16 protein-coding genes are annotated in these 19,550 nt (G+C 44.3%); 11 read left to right on the top strand and 5 right to left on the bottom strand.

Features of this window, described 5'->3' with window-relative positions; genetic code table 11:
- Positions 1–37 precede the first annotated feature (37 nt).
- The 9 genes from sspA (at position 38) to C9I43_RS13290 (ending at position 11,540) form a co-directional block, all read left to right on the top strand.
- Positions 38–667, top strand: a complete 630-nt coding sequence (sspA, locus tag C9I43_RS13330; RefSeq protein WP_076498011.1) for a stringent starvation protein SspA — start codon at positions 38–40, stop codon at positions 665–667.
- Positions 667–1,104 carry a ClpXP protease specificity-enhancing factor gene (locus C9I43_RS13325; protein ID WP_076498009.1) on the top strand — a complete coding sequence of 146 codons (438 nt, stop codon included), beginning with the start codon at positions 667–669 and terminating at the stop codon, positions 1,102–1,104. Before sspA ends, C9I43_RS13325 begins: the two co-directional genes overlap by 1 nt.
- Positions 1,105–1,296: 192 nt before the next feature.
- Positions 1,297–1,881 carry an anthranilate synthase component II gene (locus tag C9I43_RS13320; RefSeq protein ID WP_107883747.1) on the top strand — a complete coding sequence of 195 codons (585 nt, stop codon included), beginning with the start codon at positions 1,297–1,299 and terminating at the stop codon, positions 1,879–1,881.
- A 197-nt stretch (positions 1,882–2,078) separates the two neighbouring features.
- Entirely contained in the window at positions 2,079–4,559 is a 2,481-nt protein-coding gene (locus tag C9I43_RS13315) for a S9 family peptidase (protein WP_076498005.1), read from the top strand.
- A gap of 204 nt (positions 4,560–4,763) precedes the next feature.
- Entirely contained in the window at positions 4,764–5,909 is a 1,146-nt protein-coding gene (locus tag C9I43_RS13310) for an HDOD domain-containing protein (protein WP_076498003.1), read from the top strand.
- 799 nt (positions 5,910–6,708) lie between these two features.
- On the top strand, positions 6,709–7,926 hold the full coding sequence (locus C9I43_RS13305) for an aspartate aminotransferase family protein (protein ID WP_107883746.1): 1,218 nt from the start codon (positions 6,709–6,711) through the stop codon (positions 7,924–7,926).
- Between the two features lie 126 nt (positions 7,927–8,052).
- Positions 8,053–9,072: an arginine N-succinyltransferase gene (gene astA, locus C9I43_RS13300; protein ID WP_076497999.1), complete on the top strand. Its 1,020-nt coding sequence runs from the start codon at positions 8,053–8,055 to the stop codon at positions 9,070–9,072.
- A gap of 9 nt (positions 9,073–9,081) precedes the next feature.
- Positions 9,082–10,542, top strand: a complete 1,461-nt coding sequence (gene astD, locus C9I43_RS13295; RefSeq protein WP_107883745.1) for a succinylglutamate-semialdehyde dehydrogenase — start codon at positions 9,082–9,084, stop codon at positions 10,540–10,542.
- A gap of 194 nt (positions 10,543–10,736) precedes the next feature.
- Positions 10,737–11,540 (top strand): DUF1338 domain-containing protein, encoded by an 804-nt coding sequence (locus tag C9I43_RS13290; RefSeq protein WP_107883744.1) that lies wholly within the window; start codon positions 10,737–10,739, stop codon positions 11,538–11,540.
- 100 nt (positions 11,541–11,640) lie between these two features.
- Here the strand turns inward: C9I43_RS13290 and C9I43_RS13285 are convergent, their stop codons facing one another.
- The 4 genes from C9I43_RS13285 to crp form a co-directional block, all read right to left on the bottom strand.
- On the bottom strand, positions 11,641–12,969 hold the full coding sequence (locus tag C9I43_RS13285; protein ID WP_107883743.1) for an ATP-binding protein: 1,329 nt from the start codon (positions 12,967–12,969) through the stop codon (positions 11,641–11,643).
- A complete protein-coding gene (locus tag C9I43_RS13280) occupies positions 12,966–13,640 on the bottom strand; it encodes a response regulator transcription factor (protein ID WP_076497991.1) in 675 nt (224 codons plus the stop codon). The genes C9I43_RS13285 and C9I43_RS13280 overlap by 4 nt, the downstream gene beginning before the upstream one ends.
- Complete coding sequence (locus C9I43_RS13275; protein WP_107883742.1) at positions 13,621–13,968, bottom strand: PepSY domain-containing protein; 348 nt, start codon at positions 13,966–13,968, stop codon at positions 13,621–13,623. The genes C9I43_RS13280 and C9I43_RS13275 overlap by 20 nt, the downstream gene beginning before the upstream one ends.
- An 82-nt stretch (positions 13,969–14,050) precedes the next feature.
- The gene (crp, locus tag C9I43_RS13270; RefSeq protein WP_107883741.1) at positions 14,051–14,686 is read right to left on the bottom strand and encodes a cAMP-activated global transcriptional regulator CRP; all 636 of its coding nucleotides are present in this window, start codon (positions 14,684–14,686) and stop codon (positions 14,051–14,053) included.
- 430 nt (positions 14,687–15,116) lie between these two features.
- On the opposite strand from crp, the gene C9I43_RS13265 reads away from it, so the two are divergent.
- On the top strand, positions 15,117–15,896 hold the full coding sequence (locus C9I43_RS13265) for a tetratricopeptide repeat protein (protein ID WP_107883740.1): 780 nt from the start codon (positions 15,117–15,119) through the stop codon (positions 15,894–15,896).
- Positions 15,897–16,033: 137 nt separating this feature from the next.
- Here C9I43_RS13265 and thpR read toward each other — a convergent pair whose 3' ends face one another.
- The gene (thpR, locus tag C9I43_RS13260; RefSeq protein ID WP_107883739.1) at positions 16,034–16,591 is read right to left on the bottom strand and encodes an RNA 2',3'-cyclic phosphodiesterase; all 558 of its coding nucleotides are present in this window, start codon (positions 16,589–16,591) and stop codon (positions 16,034–16,036) included.
- 289 nt (positions 16,592–16,880) lie between these two features.
- Here thpR and hrpB point away from each other — a divergent pair, with 289 nt between their 5' ends.
- Positions 16,881–19,451, top strand: a complete 2,571-nt coding sequence (gene hrpB, locus C9I43_RS13255; RefSeq protein ID WP_181317891.1) for an ATP-dependent helicase HrpB — start codon at positions 16,881–16,883, stop codon at positions 19,449–19,451.
- The last annotated feature ends 99 nt before the right edge of the window (positions 19,452–19,550 follow it).

Below are 19,550 nucleotides of genomic sequence, written 5' to 3'. Positions count from 1 at the left end.
GTTTACTTTTGTTTTATTTCGATTCTGGAGGGTATCAATGGCTGTTGCTGCCAACAAACGCTCTATCATGACACTGTTTTCAGGTGCTGATGATCTGTATAGCCATCAAGTGCGTATCGTGTTAGCTGAGAAAGGGGTTACTGTTGATGTTTTACAGGTCGACCCTAACGAAATGCCTGAGGACTTACTTGAAGTCAACCCATATAACTCAGTGCCTACTTTGGTAGACCGTGAACTCGTATTATACGAATCTCGTATTATCATGGAATATTTGGATGAACGTTTTCCTCATCCGCCTTTGATGCCAGTTTATCCAGTATCTCGCGGTCAAAGCCGTTTGATGATGCACCGCATAGATACAGACTGGTATGCGCTAGTTGAGCGTATCCGTAAGGGTGATCGCGTTGAAGCAGCTCGTAAAGAGTTGACTGAAAGCCTGATTGCTATAGCACCTGTATTCGGTGAAGTGCCTTACTTTATGAGCGAAGAATTTGGTCTAGCGGATTGCTACCTTGGCCCATTGTTATGGCGCTTACCTGTATTAGGTATTGAGCTAGATAGCCGTGTCGCTAAAGATATCAAAGCGTATATGACCCGAATTTTTGAGCGTGAATCGTTTAAAGCTTCTTTAACTGAAGCTGAACGCGAAATGCGCATGGGTATGTAATGAAACCTTTGACTCCAAATCGTCCTTATTTACTAAGGGCTTACTATGATTGGTTGATGGACAACCAATTGACTCCTCACGTTGTGGTGGACGCCTTTGTTGAAGGCACCCAAGTACCACAGCAATACGTGAAGGATGGCCAGATAGTGTTAAACATCGCTGCTGGCGCAGTGGGCAATTTGCAAATTAGCAATGAGTTTGTGGAGTTCAATGCACGTTTCGGCGGTGTTCCTCAGCAGGTAATGTTACCAATGGCGGCTATTGTCGCTATTTATGCCCGTGAAAACGGCTCGGGTACTGTCTTCGATATCGAAGATGCTTATCTGATTGATGATGAAGTCGATTCATCTTTATCGGTTGTTAAAACAAACGCTAAAGCACCTGAACCGACTGATGAGCCTCCTAAGCGTCGTAGCCATTTGACCGTCGTTAAATAACGATCGCTAAATTGCTGTGGTGAAATGCTCAAGTTGTTTTAAAACTAAGCCAGTCGAATGACTGGCTTTTTTGTTGCTGTATTTTATGCCGTAATTGGCTAAACCTTGAGGATAAGGTGTGGTAGCATTTGCGCCCGCATTCATCCGTCGGATATGCGTTACACCTTACCCATTTAGGCCAATGGATCTTGTATGTTGCTGATGATCGATAATTACGACTCTTTTACCTTTAACTTAGTGCAGTATTTTCAGCAACTAGGGCAAGAGATCGTGGTGAAACGTAATGACGAAGTGAGCATTGCTGAAATCGAAGTACTTGCGCCTACTCATTTAGTGATTTCCCCTGGTCCTTGCACTCCCAATGAGGCCGGGATTTCGCTCAAAGCGATTGAGCATTTTGCCACTCGCATGCCGATCCTCGGTGTATGTCTAGGCCATCAAGCAATGGCACAAGTGTTTGGCGCCAATGTGGTACGCGCAAAACGGGTGATGCATGGTAAAGTCAGCAGAATTACCCATACCCGTCAGCGGTTATTTGAAGGGCTAAATCAACCTTTAACAGTGACTCGTTACCACTCATTATTAGTGGATGCTGTGCCTGAAGGTTTTGTACTCGATGCTTGGTTTGATGATGCAATTCATGGCCGAGAAATCATGGCTATGAGCCATCAAGACTTACCACTTTATGGGGTGCAATTTCATCCGGAATCGATTCTTACTGAGCAAGGTCTTGAGCTACTCGCCAATTTTTTAGCGCAACCTGCTGCGCCTATATAATATCCTCGCCCTAAAAATTCTCTTCACTATATTCGTACTATCAATTTCTGTTACAAGATTTATCCTTCTTTATAAGCAAGTTTAGCGATTAACTATGCTATAACTTCGGCAAAACTACGCAAATAGGCAAAACTAGCAGATAAACTAGACTAGGTTAGGTTATTTAGCCGTTGCGATAACAATAAAAGGAAGGACAAATGAGAAGCGTAATGCGAAATTTGGGTTTAAGTGCGTTAGCGGTTGCCGTGTTGGCAGGTTGCGCAGCGACATCGACTGAAATAGCGGCTCCTGTATCATCCCCACAAGCATTCCAAGTTCCCTTCGCCCAACCGCCACAAGTTTCACAGGCGCTTACGCTTAATCAAATTATGGCCAATCCTGATTGGATGGGTATTTTTGCTAAAGAGGCTTACTGGAGTGACGATAGCCAAAGTGTGCTATTTGCCCGCCAAGCGAGCGCCTCACCTTTACGTAGCTATTATCAGCAAGGCATCAATGACAGTCGTGCGGTCGAGTTAGCTCTGGATAAATTACACGCTGCAGATCAGCAATTTGGCGTGTTAGATCGCACTAAGTCCCATAAGGCTTATCTGTATCAGGGTAATATTTTTGTTAAGCAATTAAGTACAGGTAAAGTCAGCCAACTGACTCGCCAGCGTAGCGCCATAGATGGCGTGCGTTATCTTAATAATGGTGATATCGCCTATTGGCAGGGCGACAATGTTTTTCAAATTCATCAAGACTCAGGCTTAGTTGAGCAGCTTGCCGAAATTAAAATGGCGAAAGCGCCTGAAGGTATAAAAGAGCCAACGTCTTATATTGCTAAGCAACAGCATAGATTGATTCAGTATGTGGCGCTGCAGCAAGAGAATGCTAACGCCAAGGCACAATACAAAGAAGCATTACAAAAAAGCGACCCAACACTCGCCGCCAGCACTTGGTACTTAGGCGATAGCGAGGTGGTGTCAGAGCTTAGCATGTCACCGGATGGCCGCTACATTTTACTTGCCCTGACCGATAAGAATTACACCGGCAGCAGTGAGCACGACATCATGCCTAACTATTTAGGTAGCGATGGCTATATCGATCCAGTACCCGTGCGTGCACGTGTGGCTGAAGATACGCCGCCAGGACAACGCTTTGTGGTGCTTGATTTAAACCTGCATAAACAAGTCGATATCACTATTGAGGGGCTTACAGGTTTTGATGAAGATGTGCTTGCCAAAGTGAAAGCTGAGAATGCTAAAGCGAAAGGTGAAACTTACCAAAGCACTAAAGCACCACGTAAAATTCAATTAATACAGGATTGGGGATGGACCCAGAGCGCGATTCAGTGGCATGAATCGGAAGATAAATTAGCCCTGATGCTAGAAGCCACCGATAACAAAGATCGCTGGATCGCCAGTGTCGATTTAGCTAAGGGTAAATTTATTACTGAACATCGTTTGCATGACGACGCTTGGGTAAATTACGACTACAACCAATTTGGTTGGTTACCGGGTACAGATACCTTATATTACTTGTCGGAAGAATCTGGCTATTCGCAGCTTTATATTAAAGCACAAGGTAAAAATGCGCGCGCGTTAACTCAAGGCAAGTTTGTGGTGAGTGACATCACGCTGTCACCGGATGCGAATTATATCTACTACAAAGCTAACCAAACTCATCCTGGCATTTATAACGTTCACCGGGTGAACTTAGCCACAGGTAAAAATGAGCAATTAACGCAGTGGGATGGCAACTTAGATTACAGCCTAAGTCCTGATGGCACTCAGCTATTACTCAATGCCTCACGCCGCACACAACCCAATGAGCTTTATGTTCAGCCTATTGGCGGCGAGTTAAAACAGCTCACGTCTTACACCAGCGATGCCTTTAAAAACTATCCATGGCAAGCGCCAGAAGTCGTCACTGTGGCTTCAAATCATGGTGCCGGCAATGTGTATGCCCGCGTCTATTTGCCCCAAGGCTATGACAAATCTCGCGCTGAGAAATACCCTGCGGTTATTTTCAATCACGGTGCAGGTTATCTTCAAAATGCTGATTATGGCTTTAGCGGTTACTTCCGCGAGTTTATGTTCCACAACCTGCTGACTCAGCAAGGTTATGTAGTGATGGACATGGATTACCGTGGCTCTAAGGGTTATGGCCGCGATTGGCGCACGGCGATTTATCGTAATATGGGTCATCCAGAAGTGGAAGACTTAAAAGATGGCGTCAGCTGGATGGGGACTAATACGAATGTTGATATTCAACGTGTCGGGACTTATGGTGGTTCCTACGGCGGATTCTTAACCTTTATGTCACTGTTCACCGCGCCTGATTTGTTCCAAGCTGGAGCCGCACTGCGCCCTGTTGCCGACTGGGCGCATTATAATGCGCCTTATACCTCTAACATTTTAAACACGCCTGATATCGATGCTATCGCCTATGAGCGCAGCTCTCCTATTGAACATGCCCAAGGGTTAACTAAACCACTTTTGATTATGAGTGGTGTGATGGACGATAACGTTTTTTTCCAAGATAGCGTGCGTATGGTGCAGCATCTTATTGAGTTAGAAAAGCCAACCTTTGAAATGGCTATTTATCCAGTAGAGCCCCACGGTTTTCGTCAGCCTTCTAGTTGGCTAGATGAATATCGCCGTATCTATAAGTTATTTGAGCAAGAGCTTAAATAATTCAGTAATTCTCTCTTTGAAGGCCTCTATGTGAGGCTTTTTTATTGGGCAACTGAGTAAGAAATATTCGATGTAATAATATGTTTGTGTTCTGCGACTTTGCATTATTGCTAAGATTAAGTGTATGTGCTGAAATTGAAATAGTTTCGAGCAGTTGATTGTATTGGCGTCACTCATGTTTTAGTTATAAAGGAAAGATTGATAGTGGCGATTTCGGTAGCGGGTGGTGTTAGGCCCGGAAAGATTATAGAGATAGAGCACAGACTCTACCAGCAATTGATCCTCGGCTCGCAAAAAGCAAGTCCGACTCTTTTGGATGACCTCGATCTAGAGTTAGAGGCCGATGCCCATAAATTGGATGTCGAACGCGAAGCTATTTTGGCGCGGTTAATGAAACAAATTCAAGCCAAAGAAGTGTTTGACGCGGTATCAAGCCAACTGCACGAAACGGTAAATAACGCGATTGAACATCAACTCGCGTCACCTGAATTAGTACTAGCTAAAGCAGATATCAATGAATCACAAATTCTATTGTTAGAATTACTGCTGGCGCCAAATCTCGATGCAACGCGTTTAAGGCCGCTGATTAATAATTTAAGCTGGCTATGCCGCGACTTGACCAACATGGTCAACAGTCCCTCTTTTCGCGCACGTCGCCCCCAGAGTTCTGATGTACGTGTTACTGATATCAAATTAGTGATGAATTTTATCGGTATTGAAAACCTGCGGACAATTATCCCTTATTTTTGCCTGCGTAATTGGCTGCCTAGTGCTAATGCCAAGTTGTTGTGGACTACCCGTAAATTATGGCGCTACAGCATAGTTAGTGGGATAGCGGCCAATGCATTAGCGCATCTGCATAATACTGATTCTGCATTGGTTTACAGCAGTGCTTTGCTTAATCAGTTAGGGACATCTGTTGTGCTAAGTTTAAGTGCTCGATTATTTGATCACACATGGGGTACTTGGATTCGGGAGGCTGGCATTAGCCGTGATAAGGAAGTACATGATGCTGTCATCGCCACAGAGTTTCCAGCTAAGGCCGTGTATGAGCAAGTGCTAACTCACGGACATAAACTTAATTGGCAGCTATTAGAGCTACTTAAGTTTGAAACAAGTCCGTTAACATTGTTACTTAAAGAGCTAGATCAAACATTAACCTATCGAGAATTGTCTCCTCAGGCGGCAATTGTCGCGCGGGCGAATTGCTATGCAAAGGTAGTTTTACTCGAAGAAATGCGCCAAATTGACCCACAAGAAAGGCGTTTAATGTTTGATTATTATGAGTTAACAGAACAAGAAGTGCTGCGTTTGAAAGCGCAAAATTATCGACGCTTAGATCTGCTGTAATGGGCTTTTTATGATGGGTTAGCTCACCGCAGTTTGCCTATGATAGAGTCAATATCGAATAGCTGGTATGCATTATGATATGCCAGTAGTCGGTATTGTTTGTCTATAACGCGAGTGAAAAACTTGCGTTAACCTCTCCTAATAATAACCTGTCAGAAGCCCAAACTTACCTTTCTGCTTGATACCTTGCCAAATCCTCATAATGTATATTGACGGTAAATTACGCCGTTTATGCAACATTTATTGCGGGTAGTTTGTCATTATTTTAACCTCATTTTGCTGAGCAGCTGTGAGTTGACGAAGAGCAGATACGAGATGTCAAAATAGCACGTTTCTAAGCCGACGTTCATCCAAGTAAGTAGCTTAAAAAGCAGGCCGTTAGGGCGTTTACCCTCAAATGTGCGCTCTGCTTTTCCTCTGGATGGTGATTAGTCGAAGTCATTGAGATTAGAGTGAAAAATAGTCATTTTATGCTTTAATGGTCGATTCGTTAAAATGCTGTAATTATTCATATTCAGTGAATAACTAGCAAAACGAGGCGTAAATAACTTTTTTATGACTAATTATGCTTAGAGTCACGGTATTAAGTGCTTGTATAGTTCCTAAACCGCAATCTTTATGCATTTAGAACCCAAGTTAGGTGGAAGGTGTTTGTGAAAAACTGGTGTTTTGATCACATTTTCGCTAATAATAGTTATTAATAGACACAAGTTATCCCAGTATCACTAACTCTAGATAAAGATACTTATGGGACCCTGATGGCGCTAGTCGCTATTAAATAAAGACAAAGGATGAAGAAATGAGCGTTGATATAAAGTTAGACCGTGCCCAGTTTGATGTCGTTATGGTACCAAATTATGCGCCAGCAGCCGTGATCCCCGTTCGTGGTGAAGGTAGCCGAGTGTGGGACCAAGAAGGTAACGAGTTTATCGATTTTGCTGGCGGTATCGCGGTCAATTGCTTAGGTCACTGCCATCCCGCTCTTGTCAATGCGCTAAAGACTCAAGGCGAAAAGTTATGGCATCTATCCAACGTGATGACTAACGAGCCAGCGTTAGAATTAGCGACTAAATTAGTTAATAGTACTTTTGCTGAAAAAGTATATTTTGCTAATTCCGGCGCTGAAGCTAACGAAGCCGCATTAAAACTCGCTCGTCGTTACGCTTTAGAAAAACACGGTGCTGAGAAAGATGAAATTATCGCTTTTGATAAAGCCTTCCATGGTCGCACCTTCTTTACCGTTAGCGTGGGTGGTCAAGCCGCCTATTCAGATGGTTTTGGTCCTAAACCGCAGAGCATTACTCACTTACCTTTTAACGATATTGCTGCATTAGAAGCCGCAGTGACGGATAGAACCTGTGCCATCATGCTTGAGCCGCTGCAAGGTGAGGGCGGTATTATTGATGCTGATCCAGCATTCTTGAAAGCGGTACGCGAGCTTGCTAATAAGCACAACGCGCTAGTCATTTTTGATGAAGTACAAACTGGTGTGGGTCGTACAGGTGAACTGTACGCTTATATGGGTACTTGCATAGTGCCGGATATTTTAACTACAGCAAAAGCACTCGGTGGTGGTTTCCCTATCGCAGCGATGCTCACAACGGCTGAAATTGCTGAACATTTAAAAGTGGGTACTCATGGTTCTACTTACGGTGGTAACCCATTGGCTTGTGCTATCGGCAATGCAGTATTAGACGTGGTGAACACGGCAGAAGTGCTTAATGGCGTAAAACATCGTGAGCAGTTATTGCGTGATGGCCTCAATAAAATCAATGAAAAGTATCATGTTTTTTCAGAAGTTCGCGGTAAAGGTTTACTCCTAGGCGCAGTGCTTAGTGAGCAATACCAAGGCCGTTCACGCGATTTCTTAGTGGCTTCTGTCGCTGAAGGCTTAATGAGCCTAATGGCAGGTGCTAACGTAGTACGTTTCGCTCCTTCTCTGGTAATCCCCGAGGCAGATATTGCTGAAGGTCTAGCTCGTTTTGAACGTGCTGTGGCGAGTATAGCTGCCGCCTAAATGACCAAAGGAGTGCTGAATTTATTCGCACTCCTTTTTTGTCAGGGAATACTTGCGTGCACCACTACCTATCTTTTAAAGAGGGGAAGATTGCTGCACGGCAAGCTAAAGTGAGGAGACACTAAGATGTTAATCATACGTCCTATTCAGGCTGGCGATTTTGAGGCTTTATATCAAATTGCTGAAGAGTCTGGTCATGGTTTTACGTCATTACCCGTGAATGCTGATTTACTCAGACACAAAATCACCCGAGCCGAGGCTTCATTCGTTAAATCGGTAGAAACTCCCTTTGATGAAGGGTATTTGATGGTGCTAGAAGATACCGACACGGGTGAAGTTGTGGGCACCTGTGCCATTGAGGCCGCGGTAGGTATGGAGGATGCGTTTTACCATTATCGTCTCGGTACCGAAGTGTATTATTCTGAACAAATTGATGTGCGTAACGAGGTCGAAACCCTCACTCTTTGTCATGACTACACTGGCGCGGCTGAAATGTGCACGCTGTTTTTGCGTGAAGCGTACCGCAAGGGCAATAATGGTCGGATGTTATCCCGCAGCCGCTTTTTGTTTTTAGCTCAACATGCAAAACGTTTTGGCGAAACTGTGATTGCTGAAATGCGTGGCGTAAGTGATGAAGATGGTCATTCACCTTTTTACGGTTGGCTGCAAAAGCATTTTTTAGGCATTGATTTTATTCAGGCAGACTATCTTTCTGGATTAGGTAAAAAGGCGTTTATGGCCGAAATGATGCCACGAAATCCTGTTTATGTTTGTCTGTTACCTGAAGAAGCGCAAAAAGTGATTGGCGAAGTACATACCAATACACGTCCGGCATTAAGCCTGCTGCAGGCTGAAGGCTTTAGGTGCCGCGGCTATGTGGATATTTTTGATGGTGGCCCAACGGTAGAGTGTCGTTTATCGGATATTCGCGGTGTACGCGAAAGCCGTTTATTGACCGTCGATATTGGTGACATGCTTGAGGCCGACAGCCAATTTATTATCTCAAATACTCAATTAGCTCATTACCGAGCGACGTCTGCCGCATTGGCAGTAGACGATAAATCCGAACACATCACCATTAGCCCTGAACTGGCGGCGGGTTTATTACTCGCTAAAGGCGATCAAATCCGTATTTTGGCAATGTAGGAATAACCAATGACACATTATATTCAAGGCCAGTGGCATACTGGTAACGGTCATGACGTGACCTCAATTAACCCAGCCACAGCACAAACTATCTGGAAAGGTAAAACGGCCACCGCAGAGCAAGTTAATGCCGCTGTTGATGCAGCACGCAGCGCGCAGTTTGATTGGTTTATGTTAGGTTTCGATGCGCGTTTAACCATAGTCGAAGCGTATCGCAGCCAGCTCGAAGCGAATAAAGCAGAACTAGCAGAAACGATCGCTCAAGAAACCGGTAAGCCTCAATGGGAAACCGCGACCGAAGTTGGTGCGATGATAGGCAAGATTGCACTGTCGGCCGCAGCGTATAATAAACGAACTGGCACTGAAGCTAACGATACGCCAGCGGGACGCGCGGTAATCCGCCACAAACCCCACGGTGTGGTGGCAGTTTTCGGCCCTTATAACTTCCCTGGTCATTTACCGAACGGTCACATAGTTCCAGCCTTATTGGCGGGTAATACAGTGATTTTTAAACCGTCAGAATTAACGCCTAAAGTCGCCGAGTTGATGGTCAGCCTATGGGATAAAGCGGGTCTGCCTGCTGGCGTGCTCAACTTAGTCCAAGGCGAGGTTGATACGGGTAAAGCACTGGCTTCGCACCCGCAGATTGATGGCTTATTTTTTACGGGTAGTTCACGTACCGGTCATCTACTGCATCAGCAATATTCAGGTCACCCAGGCAAAATTTTAGCGCTTGAGATGGGTGGCAATAATCCTCTTATTATCAAAGATGTGCAGGATATTAAAGCTGCCGTGCACGATATTTTGCAGTCGGCTTATATCTCATCGGGTCAGCGTTGTACTTGTGCGCGCCGTTTATACGTAGAGCAAGGCGAACAGGGCGATGCCTTGATTGCCATGTTAGTTAATGCGGTAAAACAAATTAAAGTTGGACCTTGGAACGCGCAGCCACAGCCTTTTATGGGCTCAATGATTTCTGAGGCGGCCGCTAAAGGTATGGTTGCAGCGCAGACGAATCTACTTAATTTGGGCGGTGTGTCGTTAGTCGAGTTAACCCATTTAGAAGCGGGGACGGGTTTAGTCTCTCCTGGTCTTATCGATGTGACAGCTATTGATGTCTTGCCTGATGAAGAATACTTTGGGCCGCTACTGCAATTGGTACGTTATAACGATTTCGATCAGGCTATCAAACTGGCCAACCAAACACGTTATGGTTTGTCTGCGGGTTTACTGGCCGATAGCCGTGAAGATTATGACTATTTTCTGGCGCGTATTCGTGCCGGTATTGTTAACTGGAACAAACAAATCACCGGTGCATCAGGCGCGGCGCCTTTTGGTGGCATAGGTGCATCGGGTAACCATAGAGCGAGTGCTTTCTATGCTGCTGATTACTGTGCTTATCCGGTCGCATCCGTCGAGGCTGATGCAGTAAGCTTGCCTGCAACCTTAAGCCCTGGTTTGAGCTTATAAGCGTTGAGTGAGTAAATATTTTGTATGGCAATAGAGGAAGAACTCATGTTCTTCCTTTTTAATAATAAGCAGTAACGTAACTTGAACCTCTACAGTGGGTATGTGTGATTCTGCAACAGTGGCATTTAAGTCGTTACATAGAGTGTTTGCGGCAAAATAACAGCAATAACCGCAGCACAATAAAAGGAGTTTTTATGCATACCGATATTAACGCGTTATTTGCCGATTTATGGCAAGACTACATTAAAATGACTCCATCAGCGGCCAAAGTGCATGCGTTGTTAGGTCATGGTGAGCCTATCATCAACGATCATATTGCTCTGCGCACTTTTAATATCGACAAGGTGAATTTAGATGTGCTGGCTAAGCATTTCACTTCGTTAGGTTATGTCGCTTGCGGTAATTATAAGTTCGAGCAAAAAAAACTTATTGCTAAACATTTTGAGCACCCAGACTCGACTCAGCCTAAAGTTTTTATTTCTGAGCTGTTAGTTGAGGAATTTAGCCCTGCACTACAAGAAACCATTCAAGACTTAATCGCTCAAGTAAATGTAATCGCAACAACGGCTGATAATTTTATCTACTCAGGTCGTCACTGGTCTTTAGATGCTCAAACCTATGAGGATTTATTAGCCGAGAGTGAATATGCGGCTTGGGTGGCGGCATTTGGTTATCGTGCTAACCATTTCACAGTCTCTATCAATCATCTCGATGGTTTTGAAACCTTAGAGGCTGTGAATGATAAGTTAAAACAAGCGGGTTTTGTGCTCAATGGCTCAGGCGGCGAGATTAAAGGATCACCTGAAGTTTTATTAGAGCAGTCATCAACAATGGCCGATAAAATGGCGGTTGAATTTAACGATGCCACGGTTGAAATCCCCAGCTGTTTCTATGAGTTTGCCCTACGTTATCCTATGGCCAATGGCGAATTGTATACCGGGTTTGTGGCGGCTTCTGCCGATAAGATTTTTGAAAGTACCAATGTGAATAAAGCTTAGTTTAATTAAGAGGCCTATAGCTTTGGTAAACAATGCCATCAATTTGATGGCATTTTTATATTCTAAACAAGGCTGGGCAAGCCAAATAGATTAAATGAAGTTAGTTGAAGCTCAGTTCAATTCTCAGCCCACCTAAACGGTCGCTGTGACTAAACTTAAGTTCAATTTCGTACTGCTCGGCAATCTCCTTCACTATCGACAATCCTAAACCGTGCCCCATTACTGACTCATCTAACCTAGTGCCGCGTTGGGTGAGCTTATTAAGTTCATCATCGGCAACGCCTGTGCCATCATCATCGATACAAAGGCACAGTCGTTCCTGCTGGCGCGATAGCTGAATACTGACTCGGCTCTGGGCCCACTTAAAGGCGTTATCGAGTAGATTACCAAGTAGCTCCATACCATCTTCTCTGTGGATGGGTAAACGCAAAATAGTCGCATCGAGGTCAAAATTGCATTCTATGTTCTTGTGGTGATGAACCTTGTTTAAGGTATTAACCAGACTCTGTAAATCCCTTGGGATCACCAATTGCGCAGCGGGAAGCATATCACCGGTGATCCGTGCTGCTGCAAGTTTACGCTCGACCATCTTATGGATAACATCAAGTTGTTGCTGTAAAGCAATGGCAGTTTCGGGATCTTTAAGACCAAGCGCTTCAACCTGTTGCTGCATCACGGCCAGCGGGGTTTTAAGCCCATGGCTTAAGTTGCCTAAGTTATTGCGGCTACGTTCAATTTGTTTGGCAGTGTACTCGAGTAACTCGTTGTAGGTCTTAGCCAGTGGCTGCACTTCAGGGGGAATATTATTCAGTTCTAGCGCGGTAATTTCGCCTTCTCTTAGCCGAGAAAGTGCGTGCTGAATATGTTTAACTGGCTTAAAAGATTGACGCAAAATAATAAAAATCCCCGCAATCATGGCAAATAACATAGCGAGGTTTATTCCAAGTTTAGTGCCATAAACCTCACTAAATACTCGCCTGCCAATACTTAAATCTTGGGCAACGGTCAATGTGGCGCTGACATTAGCACTGCTCGACGTTAAGCCCAGTGACAACAGCTGCATATCGTTATTTTTAGGGCCTTTAGCCTGCCAAACACGCGTTTGATTAGGGGCTAGCGGTTCAATATCTAACTGCATATCCCATAGCGATCGCGAGCGAATGACTTCATTGGGCAAGTTAAGTTGAAAATAACGGCCTGAATAGGCGGGTTTATAAAAACTGGAAAGTTGACTCTGATCTATGCTGATATCCCCATCGTGGATATGGGTTGCCAGCATAATGTGTTCGAGATCTTCTTCTAAGCGATTGATAATAGAGTCATGGAAGGCTTGTCGTAGCATGGACTCAAATAATATGAGTCCTACGACCGTACCTAACACTAATAAGCCCGTTAACCATAAACTGAGCTTAGTACGGATTGAAATCATTCAACGATGCCGTGGAAGATATAACCTTGGCCGCGACGAGTTTCGATCGCGGTTTTGCCTAATTTTTTACGTAAATGAGTGACATACACCTCTACCACATTACTCTCTTTTTCATCGTCAAACTGATAGAGCTTATCGGTAAGCTGTGTCTTAGAGAGTAGTTTTTTAGGCGACATAAGGAAGATTTTTAACAGTCTGAATTCCATTGCGGTGAGTTCATACAACTGCTCAGCCACTTTTACTGTTTGCTCGGCTTCATCTAAGGTAACGCCGCCATAGCTTAACTGTTTACTGGAGGTATTTAAGCGGCCATGTGCACGGTGGATTAATGCTTGAATACGAGCCAATAATTCCTGTGTATGGAAGGGCTTGCCTAAGTAATCATCGGCGCCGGCATTAAAGCCTTCTACTTTTTCATGCCATTGACTGCGGGCGGTTAGCATAATTACAGGCGTGCTAATCCCTTGAGCGCGCCAGCCTTCGAGTAATTCAAGGCCGTTACCATCGGGTAAACCGATATCTAAAATCACGCAATCATATTGGGTTTCTTTGATCAGGTAATCGGCTTCAAGCGCCTTATCAGTAATATCAGTAACATAGCCTGCTATTTTGAGCTGTTTTGAGAGCTCACTGACCAACATAGGGTTATCTTCAACGAGTAACAGTTTCATGTGTTCGACATTCGCTCGGTAATGCTATTGAGTGATCAGCTTGACCATTGGTTGCATCAATACTGAGATTGACGATTTGGCCCCGCTGAACTTTGATTTGTAAATCATAGCGCCATTTGTGATCTTCTTGATAGAGATGAGCATCAATTAGTTCGCCTTGGCAAAATTGATTAACCACGGCGAGTGTACCGTTTAAGGACAGTATTTGCCCAGAGTTGACGAGTGCTTTAGCTTGATAGTGTTCTAACTCAATCGGTTCGGCATGCAATTTTTTTGAATGCGTAAGCATTAATAGACTGAAAAAAAACATTAAAAACAGCCGTTTCATTTGGGCTCTCCAATAAAAAGTGGCCTAGAATTAATCCTAGGCCACTGTAATAAGGTCGGCTTAAATCAAGCTGAAGACTAACTTAACGGGTACCGTATACGACGATTGTTTTACCGTGAGCTTGAATCAAATTCTGTTCTTCTAACATCTTCAAAATACGGCCGACAGTTTCCCGTGAACAGCCAACGATTTGACCAATCTCTTGACGAGTGATTTTGATCTGCATGCCATCAGGATGTGTCATCGCATCAGGTAGTTTTGCTAGATGTAATAGAGTTTGAGCAATACGGCCTGCTACGTCTAGGAATGCAAGATCGCCCACTTTTTGGCTAGTGCTTTGTAGGCGATAGGCCATTTGTGCAGATAGCTTCATGAGAATTTCAGGGTTAACTTGAATCAGCTGTCTGAATTTTTTGTAAGAAATTTCAGCGATTTCACAAGCTTGTTTAGCTCGAACCCAAGCAGTACGTTCCGCTTGTTCTTCAAACAAACCTAACTCGCCGATAAAATCACCTTGGTTCAGATAAGAGAGAATCATCTCTTTACCTTCTTCATCCTTAATCAATACAGCAACACCACCTTTTACGATGTAATAAAGCGTATCTGAGTCTTCACCAGCATGAATAAGAGTGCTCTTCGCTGGATATTTATGAATGTGACAGTGTGATAAAAACCATTCCAAAGTTGGATCAGGTTTTGGCTTACCAATCAGAGCCATGTTGATATTCCTCGATTGATTAAAACGAAAGTAAGATAATTCTAAATAAGCATATTACGTCAATTAGACACATAAAAACTTGATGGAAGTCTTAGTTTAGAAAAAGTGAATAAATGTAATTAAGCATATAAAATTATGACTTATTTTGCTGACTTAGTGATTTAAGTCAACTAAATCAGTTTGAAACTTGCAAGATTCACTTAACTCTGTCGAGTTAATCACATCTTCCCCGTGCTTTAAAGCCGTTTTATTATAGATAATGGATTAAAGATGCGCCTAAATTACATTTAATTTGTATTCGTTTTGTAAAAGCCAGCGCCCATAGGGCTCTTTTCAGCCTTTTCCTGAGTTCTGGCTAGATTTAGACTCGACTTATAAGGCTAATTCTGGCTAACTTTGAGGGCCGTCATTTTTAAGAGAGGTTAATTCAGTGAAATACAGATTATGGGTTTTAGGCGTAAGTTTAAGCCTAACATTAGGGCTAAGCTCTGCGGCGCAGGCGTTTTCTATCCCACAACCTGCCGCTGAACTCGCCGCCAGTAAGTTTGTACATATTCAGATTACAGCGGAACAAGGTGATGCCGATGCACAGTTTTTACTGGGGCTCATGTACCTATCGGGACGTTTTGTGGTGCAAGAAGTACCCTCTGGCTTGCATTGGATATCACTTGCCGCTGAGCAGCAGCATGAAAAAGCGCAACAAACGCTAGCTGATCTGTCATTTGAGGGGCAACTGGTGAAGCGCGATTTAGCCGTGGCTGAACATTGGTATAAAGCACTGGGCGAGCAAGGGAGCCGCTGGGCTCAGTTTCGTTTAGGCTTTATTTACGCCTCTGGTGGCGATGGTGTTGAGCGTAACTGTGGTAAAGCGGTCGAGCAATTTTCCCATGTGGGTGATGATATTGCCTTAGGGAATGTTGCGTGGATTTTAGCGACTTGTCCTGAAGCTCAATATCGCGACGGTAATAAAGCGGTCGAATTATCTTTAAAATTACTTAAAACTAACGAGAACGATCCTACTAATTTAGATAATCTTGCAGCGGGCTATGCTGAGTTGGGTAATTTTACTGCAGCGATTTCGACGCAACAAAAAGCCATTGAAGCATTAAAAGCGAGCGCGGTAATGGCTAAGACTGATGAGTTTATACAAAGGTTACAAACCTACGAACAAAAGCGTGCCTATCGCGAAACCCTACGTTTATTAGAATAAGCATTTTTAATTAGGGTTTTGTTGTAAAAACAAGCTATCTCAAGTCAATTTTATCCTTATAAAGATGATTTATTTAGGCTGGTTTATATAAATAAACAGCTTAAATAAAACTTGGGATGCTATAGGATTTAAACCATTTATGTGAGCGCCCAAGTGTATAGCGTTTGATATTTCACTCCGCTTGGGGTGTTTGTGGAATGGTATAACTGCAAACAGTCTGGCATTAAGGTTAATTCACTCTTATCTAAACCTTCAAATATCGTTAAATCTGGGCTGTTATTACCTTGCCTCCATTCTTTTGCCTTTCTGAATAAGCTGATATGCGGGCAAAAGTTGTGTCCACTTTTATATAATTTTAACTGCTCAGCGATTTGATTCGTTTGCCGAGCTAATCGTGCTAACGATGGCTCAATGTTATTGCCCTTCAAACAACATACTTGTGCATTGGGCCATAAATCGAACCTGTTGAGACGAATGCTAAAAGTGGGTTTAGTTAAATCATTGACCGCATCAATTAAGCTAATCTTTTGCGCCTCATCGACTAAACCAAGAAAAGCGAGGGTTAAGTGTAAGTTGTCAGCGTCAACGGTTTTTGCCTCAGGGAGTAGATGGGTACTCAGCGTTTGTTGCAATGCGATGAGATATTTCTTTTGTGTATTTGTCGGGGCGAAGCCCAGAAATAATTTCTGCTGCATATGTTGGTTAGTCCTAATGCTTTACGCGGATATATTAAGCAACCATTTTGGTGTTAAGTGTCATGTTAACTTTGGCCTAATGGTTGGGTTTATCGACAAGTTAACGCTTTTAAACGTGCCATTTTTGGTGATGCGTTTATACATTAGTTAGCAATATCTTCTCACTTAAATCTTCTCAATTCGATAGGTTCCTAGTGTTGATGCTGGCTAGCTCCGTCTGGGGAGAACTCTCTCAATGGACAAGACTGTTTTAAAGACGAGGGTGTTAAAGGGACAGTATTAACCAGCTATGTTAAACTGCCGAATAATTTATCCTTTGTATATTTGTGCATTGAACCATCTACCCATTCATTCTTTACTTGCACCGCTGCGCGCGGCATTTTCTCGTCACGCTCAAGTGATCCTCGAGGCGCCCACAGGTGCGGGAAAATCGACGGCGTTACCTTTGGCTATGCTGGATTGGCCAGAAATTAGCGGCCGTATTTTAATGCTCGAGCCTAGGCGCGTCGCGGCGCGCAGTGTAGCGCATTATATTGCCAGTTGCCGTCAGCAAAAGGTGGGGCAAGAGGTGGGGTATCGCGTTCGGGGTGAATCAAAAGTCAGCGCTAATACTCGTTTAGAAATTGTTACCGAAGGCATACTCACGCGCATGATCCAGCAAGATCCCGAGTTAACTGGGATTGGAATGATCATCTTCGATGAGATCCATGAACGGCATCTCACCACCGATTTAGGCCTCGCTTTAGCGCTCGAAGTACAAGCCTCATTGCGGGATGATTTAAAGATATTAGCCATGTCAGCGACCTTATCTGGCCTCGCCTTGGGCGAACTGATGCCAGAAGCCGTGACTTTACACAGTGAAGGTCGCAGTTTTCCCGTTGAGATTGAATATCGTCCTGTGCCAACGCAGCAGCATTGGCTTGATCACCTTGGCCGCAGCGTGCTCGATTTGGTCTCGGCTAGTAGCGCTAGTGTCGATAAAACGGCTACCAATAATGCTGTGCTGGTATTTTTACCCGGGAAAGGCGAAATTTCACGATTACAGCAATTTTTGCGTGAGCGTTTAAGTCATGATGCTTTTTTGATTTGCCCCCTCTATGGCGAGCTTTCAGGGGCGGAGCAAGACAGCGCAATAGCGGCAACGACAGACGGCAGGCGCAAAATCGTGTTAGCCACTAACGTCGCAGAATCAAGCTTAACCATTGAGGGCATAGGTTTTGTCATCGACAGTGGCTATAAGCGCCAAGCCAGTTTTAATCCCAAGACTGGCGTTACCCGTTTAGGCTTAAAGCGTATTAGCCAAGCTTCTGCAACTCAGCGCAGCGGCCGCGCCGGACGTTTATCGGCAGGTGTGTGTGTACGCCTGTGGAGCCAAGAAGAACATGGGCGGATGCTAAGGGCGGATGAACCCGAAATAAGCCAAGCAGATCTGGTGTCTATGGCCCACGATTGTGCCTATTGGGGGGCTAAATCCTTCAGTGATTTAATGCTGTTAACGCCGCCGCCGAGTGTGAATGAGGCGCTGGCGTGGCAATTATTACAGCGTTTAGGCATGGTCGATAGCCACAATAAACTCACTTCCCACGGCAAAGCAGCTTACGAACTAGGATGCCACCCAAGGCTTGCTCATATGCTATTGGGTGCCAAAAGCTTGGGCGCAAAAATCAGCGGGCAAGCAGCGCAATTAGGTAGCTTAGCTTGTTTGCTATCGGGAATTTTAGAGGCGCGAGGGCTACCTAAAAAAGGTGCCGATATCATGAATTACTTGTACTTTGCCAGCCAAGGACAAGCGGGACTGCAAGCCAAACAGTGGCAGAAAAAACTCGCATTAACCGCTGATTTATCTCAAGTCGCAACCCATACCCATCACAGTGATGTGGGGTTATTATTGGCGCTCGCTTATCCAGACCGCATCGCCAAAGCGCGCGGTGTTGAGGGCTATCAATTAGCTAATGGCACAGGCGTGGTGCTGGTTGGTGATGATGCATTGTCGCAAACCCCATGGATGGTGGTAGCCGATTTTCAAGAAACCGAAGGCAGAAACGCTGGTCGAATTTACTTGGCAAGTCAGTTTCAGCCAAGTTTATTTGATAGTGAGTTAAAAGACTTGCTGGAAACCCATGAGTTGTGTGGCTGGGATGAAAGCAAAGGCCGTGTCATTGCACAGCGCCAACACAAGGTCGGACAAATTTTAGTAAAAACTGAGATGATAGCTAAGCCTGAGCGTAAACAAATTGTCTCGGCCTTACTGGCTTACATACGCCAGCAAGGATTACAAATCCTCAATTGGAACGCTAACTTAGAACAGTTTCAATACAGGCTTAAACTCGCTACTAAGTTTGATATTGCTAGTGACTGGCCCCAAGTTGATGATGAGGCATTATTAACCAATCTTGAAACTTGGCTGGCGCCTTACCTTGAAAATGTGAATAATCTGCCGCAATTAGTTAAGCTCGATTGTTTTGCTTTTGTGGCAAACTGTTTGAGCTGGCAGCAGAAACAGCGACTCGACGAGTTATTGCCCACTTCGTGGCCATTAGTCACCGGAACCTCAGCGCCGATTATATACGATGAGTCTGGACGCGCGCTGCTGCGGGTGCGGTTACAGGAAACCTTTGGCATGGCACAAAGTCCAATGCTCGCGCAGGGCAAGTTAAAGGTGACGATGGAGTTACTTTCTCCGGCGCAGCGGCCATTAGCGCTGACGGCAGATCTCGCCAGCTTTTGGCAAGGGCCTTATGTAGAAGTGAAAAAGGAAATGCGCGGCCGATATCCTAAGCATCTGTGGCCCGACGATCCTGTGAATACATTACCGACAAAATTTACCAAGAAAAAAACCTTGGGTTTAGCTCAGCCATAGTTTAGTCAGCCTGTTATAACACTATTTTATTACAGGTTTTAATACACAGCATGCTCAGCGTTGTGTCTATGGCTGATGTCCTTAAATGCAATAATAATG

It is taken from the genome of Shewanella morhuae (genome assembly GCF_003028295.1).
GTDB classification, from domain to species: Bacteria; Pseudomonadota; Gammaproteobacteria; order Enterobacterales; family Shewanellaceae; genus Shewanella; species Shewanella morhuae.
The sequence above is the reverse complement of the archived record's forward strand: the minus strand, read 5'-3'. Positions and strand labels throughout refer to the sequence as shown.

Coding starts and splice junctions, on each gene's coding strand:
- hrpB (WP_181317891.1), top strand. CDS start 16,881: ATGTTAAACTGCCGAATAATTTATCCTTTGTATATTTGTGCATTGAAC.
- C9I43_RS13315 (WP_076498005.1), top strand. CDS start 2,079: ATGAGAAGCGTAATGCGAAATTTGGGTTTAAGTGCGTTAGCGGTTGCC.
- C9I43_RS13320 (WP_107883747.1), top strand. CDS start 1,297: ATGTTGCTGATGATCGATAATTACGACTCTTTTACCTTTAACTTAGTG.
- crp (WP_107883741.1), bottom strand. CDS start 14,686: ATGGCTCTGATTGGTAAGCCAAAACCTGATCCAACTTTGGAATGGTTT.
- C9I43_RS13305 (WP_107883746.1), top strand. CDS start 6,709: ATGAGCGTTGATATAAAGTTAGACCGTGCCCAGTTTGATGTCGTTATG.
- astD (WP_107883745.1), top strand. CDS start 9,082: ATGACACATTATATTCAAGGCCAGTGGCATACTGGTAACGGTCATGAC.
- C9I43_RS13325 (WP_076498009.1), top strand. CDS start 667: ATGAAACCTTTGACTCCAAATCGTCCTTATTTACTAAGGGCTTACTAT.
- thpR (WP_107883739.1), bottom strand. CDS start 16,591: ATGCAGCAGAAATTATTTCTGGGCTTCGCCCCGACAAATACACAAAAG.
- C9I43_RS13285 (WP_107883743.1), bottom strand. CDS start 12,969: ATGATTTCAATCCGTACTAAGCTCAGTTTATGGTTAACGGGCTTATTA.
- sspA (WP_076498011.1), top strand. CDS start 38: ATGGCTGTTGCTGCCAACAAACGCTCTATCATGACACTGTTTTCAGGT.
- C9I43_RS13280 (WP_076497991.1), bottom strand. CDS start 13,640: ATGAAACTGTTACTCGTTGAAGATAACCCTATGTTGGTCAGTGAGCTC.
- astA (WP_076497999.1), top strand. CDS start 8,053: ATGTTAATCATACGTCCTATTCAGGCTGGCGATTTTGAGGCTTTATAT.
- C9I43_RS13290 (WP_107883744.1), top strand. CDS start 10,737: ATGCATACCGATATTAACGCGTTATTTGCCGATTTATGGCAAGACTAC.
- C9I43_RS13275 (WP_107883742.1), bottom strand. CDS start 13,968: ATGAAACGGCTGTTTTTAATGTTTTTTTTCAGTCTATTAATGCTTACG.